Origin of the sequence: Aeribacillus pallidus (genome assembly GCF_050478865.1) — a bacterium.
GTDB lineage: Bacteria > Bacillota > Bacilli > Bacillales > JACDOC01 > JACDOC01.
Map to the genome: position 1 here is coordinate 36,339 of NZ_JBCNBW010000027.1, position 6,054 is coordinate 42,392.

Annotated in this window: 6 protein-coding genes; 1 reads left to right on the forward strand and 5 read right to left on the reverse strand. The window is 38.7% G+C overall.

Annotation, left to right across the window (positions count from 1 at the left end):
* Positions 1-144 precede the first annotated feature (144 nt).
* The 4 genes from ABES52_RS06650 to ku all read right to left on the reverse strand — a co-directional run bounded on the left by ABES52_RS06650 (position 145) and on the right by ku (position 2,829).
* Positions 145-540: a cytochrome-c oxidase gene (locus ABES52_RS06650; RefSeq protein ID WP_429650180.1), complete on the reverse strand. Its 396-nt coding sequence runs from the start codon at positions 538-540 to the stop codon at positions 145-147.
* Between the two features lie 178 nt (positions 541-718).
* The gene (locus ABES52_RS06655) at positions 719-1,252 is read right to left on the reverse strand and encodes a ferritin-like domain-containing protein (protein WP_429650170.1); all 534 of its coding nucleotides are present in this window, start codon (positions 1,250-1,252) and stop codon (positions 719-721) included.
* A 96-nt stretch (positions 1,253-1,348) separates the two neighbouring features.
* On the reverse strand, positions 1,349-1,882 hold the full coding sequence (locus tag ABES52_RS06660; RefSeq protein ID WP_429650172.1) for a D-glycero-alpha-D-manno-heptose-1,7-bisphosphate 7-phosphatase: 534 nt from the start codon (positions 1,880-1,882) through the stop codon (positions 1,349-1,351).
* Between the two features lie 113 nt (positions 1,883-1,995).
* Positions 1,996-2,829 (reverse strand): non-homologous end joining protein Ku, encoded by an 834-nt coding sequence (ku, locus tag ABES52_RS06665; protein ID WP_429650174.1) that lies wholly within the window; start codon positions 2,827-2,829, stop codon positions 1,996-1,998.
* 114 nt (positions 2,830-2,943) lie between these two features.
* On the opposite strand from ku, the gene ligD reads away from it, so the two are divergent.
* The gene (ligD, locus tag ABES52_RS06670) at positions 2,944-4,782 is read left to right on the forward strand and encodes a DNA ligase D (protein ID WP_429650176.1); all 1,839 of its coding nucleotides are present in this window, start codon (positions 2,944-2,946) and stop codon (positions 4,780-4,782) included.
* Positions 4,783-4,789: 7 nt separating this feature from the next.
* Here the strand turns inward: ligD and dapF are convergent, their stop codons facing one another.
* The gene (dapF, locus tag ABES52_RS06675) at positions 4,790-5,767 is read right to left on the reverse strand and encodes a diaminopimelate epimerase (RefSeq protein ID WP_429650178.1); all 978 of its coding nucleotides are present in this window, start codon (positions 5,765-5,767) and stop codon (positions 4,790-4,792) included.
* Positions 5,768-6,054 lie beyond the last annotated feature (287 nt).

Here is a 6,054-nt window from a genome sequence, read left to right on the forward strand (position 1 = left end):
TGAAGTACTGTAATAGAGGGTGTAGGTTTTAATAATTTAAAGGGGTGAGGGACAGTCCCCTTGTCCTTTAAAACTTTAACAGAACGCGGGACTGTCCCTCACTACTTTAGAGAGTAAAAAAACCAATTGCCAGATAGAGATTGGTTAAGATGTTTTAGAGATGGTGGATTGATCGTCAGCTTTGACGTGTTGAAAGATGTTCCAGGCAAATAGGATAATGCTGATGGTTGTTAATGTGGCGCCGAATGGGATTAGGATATGTAAGGCTTCGTTACCATACATGAGGAAGCCAAGTCCAAACATCATAAGAGGCAATCCGATATTATGAAGCCAAAAATGAATACGCGCTAAAACTGTGGAGCCCGCTTTTGGAAAAAGCACATAATAAATACCAGCTAGCCCCATTGTTGCCCACCCAAGTAGATTAATGTGGGTATGAACGGGACGTAATTGGAATGTTTCAGACATGGACATGTACATCCCCATCAAAATACCAATCACTAAATAAAATGTCGCAATTTTAATAAGTTTAACACCAATCACTTTCTTATCCCCCCTTTTTCCTTTTTAATAGTACGCTTTCTATATACCATTTATGATAAAAATTTACTATATTTGCATTATTTTATAGTAAAAAAGATGCAATTCTATGTGTTAGGGGACAGTCCCGCACTGCTTTAAAGCAGTGCGGGACTGTCCCCTAATCATTGTCCCCTAATCACTTTAACTCTTCTAACAACCGTTGAAGGATTTGGGCGTGGCGTTGTTCATCGAAAGCGGCCTGGGTGAAGCGGCGTTTGATTTTTAGGTCATTCGTTCGTGAGGCGATGGAGAAATAAAATGGAGCTGTTTCGGTTTCGTCGCGAATCGATTCTCTTAACCCTTGCCGATACGAATTAGGAAATTGCTGGTTAAAAATATTCAGTTTCGGATACTTTCCAGATAATTGATAAAAGCTTTTTGTAAATTGATAAAAATGACGAATTTCATCTTGACGAATACCCAATATTTCTTCTTTTGCCTTTTCAATAGGTGCTAGTTGAGCGAGTCTTGTATAATATTGGATTGCAGTATATTCATCATTAATCGCTTTCTGAATATCCCGCTTTTCCCGTTTGGAAACTTTCCCAATTTTATCATCATCTTGTTGAGCTTCTTGCTCTCGTTTCTGTTGATTCGCTAAAGAATGGGGTGGAACCATTGGCAATTGAAACGGTGGACTTTGAACGTATGGCGTATAATAATAACGCATCCTGACACACCCTTTCTTTCATTCAAATGGGCCATTTTTCCTTCTATTAATATGTATGTGAAAAAGAGCTATGCATTCCCTATAAAATGCTCCCTTTCATTCGTTTAAAATCCATTGTGCGGCTTCCAATAAGCTACCACACGTATAATCTGCCAGATGAATAGCGGAATCATCTTGACGAGTAGATATCCATACCGTTTTCGTCCCCGCTTCCCTTCCTGCTAATAAATCCACATCGCGGTCGCCCACCATGTAGCTTTGAGATAAGTCAATGTTATATTTTTGTGCTAAATCTCGAATCATTTTCCCAGAAGGCTTCCGACACGCACACCCTTCATTAGGTCGATGAATACAGCAGGCGATCTCAACAATCTTTCCTCCTTCTATTTCTATATCGTAAATAAGTTTTTCATGGATTTTATCCAACAGTTGTTTCGTCATATACCCAAGTCCAACGCCACCTTGATTCGTGACAATAAACAATTGAAAACCAGCTTCTGTTAGCATTCGCATTGCTTTTTGTACACCTGGTAATAAATACAAATCTTGTGGTGTATTCACGTACTTTACCCGTTTTGTCAACACCTCATTGATTACCCCGTCACGATCTAAAAACACCCCGCGATTCATCAACGTTTCCCCCTTTTTATAAAAGTTTTTCCAAATCACACGAAACGTTTTTACCTTGCAAATGCTCTTCTTAAATAATCCAATAAAACAGAGGTGGCGATGACTGTTCCCTATTACGTTGCTTTTTTCGCTTTCGCTGTTGTTTTTCTTCTGGTTCGTTTTGGCTTTGCTTCTGGTTTCGTTCGGTCGATTGAGGCTTGTAATGCGGCCATTAAGTCCGTTATTGGTTGTTCTTTTCTCTCGGCAGTAGGGGCAACTACTTCCATTCCTGTCTTTTTATTCTCAATGAGTTGCAACAATTGTTCTCGATATTCATCCACATATTTTGTCGGTTCAAATGGGTTCGTCAGTTGTTCGATTAATAATTTTGCCATATCTACCTCTTTCTTTGTTAGCTCCAAATTTTCTGGGACATTCGGTACATCATTTGCAGAACGAATTTCATCAGGGTAATGAATCGTCTCCATTAATAACGTTTTCTCATAAGGACGAATAACGGCTAATTTTTCTTTTGAACGAAGAATAATTTTTCCAATCCCTACCTTCCCTGAATCCTTTAAAGCTTGATGAAGTAACGTATACGCTTTTTTTCCACCTTCGTTTGGAGAAAGAAAATACGTTTTATCAAAATAGATCGGATCAATTTCGTTAATTTCGATAAACTCAACAATTTCGACCGCTTGATCTTCTAAAGCTTTTTTCAATGGTTGTAAATCTTCGTCTGTCACGATGACATACTTCCCCTTTACAACTTCATACCCTTTTACAATTTCGTCATTACCGACTTCGCGATCACAAACGGGACATGTTTTAACATATTTGATTGGACTGTGACATTCTTCGTGCAATGAACGAAACGATATATCTTTATCATCGGTCGCTGTATGAAGCTTAACCGGAATACTAACTAATCCGAATTGAATACTTCCTTTCCAAATCGTATGCATATTCTCGCCTCACTTTTTATTATTTAGTGTGAGAAATGAATCTCTCGTTCATACGAATCGTTTCATGGTAAATCGTGCACGTTATAGGTAGAAATTGAAAGCGGGGCGATGAAGTTGTTAAAACCGATGCTACCAACGTTAGTTACTGAACCACCACTTACAGATGACTGGCTATACGAAGTAAAATATGATGGGTTTCGGGGTTTACTTTTTTGGTCACACGAAAAAATAGAGCTGTTAAGTAGAAACGGAAAAGCGTTACTTCCCTTATTTCCAGAAATAGCGGAGTGGTTGGAAACATTTTCAACGAAAGCAGCACCATTTTTCCCTCTCGTCTTTGACGGAGAAATAACGATTTTAGACAATGATGTGAAAGGAAGTTTTGAGGCGATTCAGCAACGAGGACGTTTGCGCTCACCTGACCGTATCACCCATCTTGCCAATGGTCGACCTGCGCATTATTTAGTGTTTGACCTATTAAAAGTAAATGGTGAATGGATCACGAATCAAACGTTTCTTCATCGAAAGGATAAGTTAAGACAATTATTTACAGAACTTGGATGGCCGATAGACGTTTCCCGAGTCCATAACAGTCGTGTTCAATATATTCCATTTTCCCCTTCATTTTCAGCGATTTGGGATCGTGTTGATTTATTTCAAGGAGAAGGAATTGTTGCGAAAAAGAAATCTAGTTCATGGGAAGCTGGAAAAAGGTCATCGAATTGGAAAAAAATAAAGCGGAAAGTAATAGGTACATGCTTTATTACTGCATTTGACGAGACAAATGATTATTATACAGTTTCCGTATTTGCCGAAAACCATCACATTGAGACGATCGGGCAAGTGAAACATGGTTTTTCTAAACATGACGAGCAAACACTAAAAGAAGTGATTCGATTAAACGGGAATAAGCAACATAACTTATGGACGATTCATCCGAGCATTTGTATCGATATTTCCTATTTAGAGCAGTCAAAACAGCAATTACGTGAACCATCTTTTGAACGGTTTCGGCTTGATTTTCCTGTTCATCAATGTACGATAACTTCTTTTCGCTTACAACAACTTCATTTACCAGACGATGTGAATATTACTCATCCCGAAAAAGTCATTTGGCCTCTAGATGGTCGCACAAAATTAGATTACTTGCACTATTTACGTGAGATGGCACCATTTATGCTCCCTTTTTTACACAATCGTCCATTAACGGTTGTTCGTTATCCAGATGGTGTGGACGAGGAATCTTTTTTTCAAAAAAATTGTCCATCTTACGCTCCAAGTTTCATTCAAACCGTGGAACACGACGGTCAACAAATGATGGTATGTCAAGGATTAAAGGAACTCATTTGGCTTGGGAATCAAGTAGCTATCGAATTTCATACACCGTTTCACCATTTATCAAACGAATATGTGAGTGAAATTGTTCTTGATTTAGATCCACCGTCTGAACAAGCATTTCCACTTGCCATTCACGCTGCGTTATTGCTAAAGGAAAAACTAGATGAATTTGGATTAATTTCGTTTGTGAAATATTCCGGCAAAAAAGGATTACAAATTTACGTCCCTCTTCCACTTCATACGTATCGGTGGGGTGATACCGCACCATTTTTAAAAACCTTAGCGGAATGGCTTGTGTCACAACATCCCGATTGGTTTACGACGGAACGTATGAAAGAGCGGCGTGGTGACCGGTTATACGTAGACTACGTACAACATCATCGAAAAAAGACGATCATTTCTCCTTATTCCGTTAGAGGGACGCCAAAAGGTCGAGTCGCTGCTCCTTTATTTTGGGAAGAATTGAAGGAATCCTTTCAACCAGATCAATTTACAATGGACTTTGTTCGTGAAAGAGTTAAAAAAATCGGCTGTCCGTTTCAGCAATTCGATACAAGCCGAAACAAACAGCCGTTTGAACCTATTCGGCAATTTTTTACTAATGGTCTATCATAAAAATTAATTACTTTTGAAATACCATCTCCTCAACGACTTTTTGACAATGTGCTTGCAGTTGTTCATATTCTTGTTCTTCGTTCAGTTGTTCTCTTTTTACTACTTGGAATGAATTTACTTGATTAAGGTCGATTACTAATCGCTTAATATACGTAGCATTTCCGATTAAATCGATTGCTCGTTGATCCCTATGGACCACACAACGGACCTTACCGCCATTATTGTATACATCTATTGGTTGATCCCAATTGTTAATACCTTCAAGACAAGTGACTAAACTGGAAGCAGACATTGCCGTTCCACAAGCATTCGTAAAACCTACACCACGTTCAAACGTGCGAACATATATTTGTTGTACACCAAGCGGTTTTACAAAGCTGACATTGACCCCGTCTGGAAACCAATCGTTTGGTCCGTTAACGTATTCCGCTAGTTCTTTTTGTACATTCGATTGAATGATTTCTGAATCGACAATACTAATTAAATGAGGATTCGGTACAGCTACCGCCGTAAACGTCAACCGTTCGGATAATTCTGGGATTCGTTCATTTCTACAAGTCGGTTTATCAAAATTCATCGGAAGTTGAGACACATCAAATAAAATCGGGGAAATTTCAACTTGATAGGTTGGTAATTGACCAAAAATCGGTTCTGCTTTTTTCACTCGTAGATCAGCTTTCATCGTTTCGACGACAAATTCGTCTTCCCCAAATTTTTCTGCTACATAGCGAGCAACACAGCGAAGACCGTTCCCACACATCGATGCTTCCGATCCATCGGCATTGAAAATACGCATTTTTGCTAACCCAGTATGACTCGGTTGTACGAATAAAATCCCGTCTGCTCCTATGCCATTTTTCCGATCACATAACGTTTGGGCGAGCTGTTGGCGTTCCTCATCCGTCCAAGGAGCCAAATGTTCAAGCTCGTCAATTAATAGAAAATCATTTCCTGATCCATGACAATGAATGATTTCTCGTTGCATATCGTTCCTCCTACTAATTAACGTTTCATTTTTTCCTTAGAATGACACAAGAAAAGAGGAAATTCAACTGTTTTTCGTTGCAGCCGTCTATTTTTTACACCGTATGCATATTGGTTTGAAACAGGCCAACTTGGTTGAGCAATTTTTTCAACCCGAAACCAAACTATTATTTCCTTCCATTCTCCAATAATATATCAACAACTACAAGTATCGTCTATATTTTTCCATCCGTATGATAGCCCTTTTTCTTTATAAAAAAGGGCTTTGTTCTATTTCATTTTTGATTT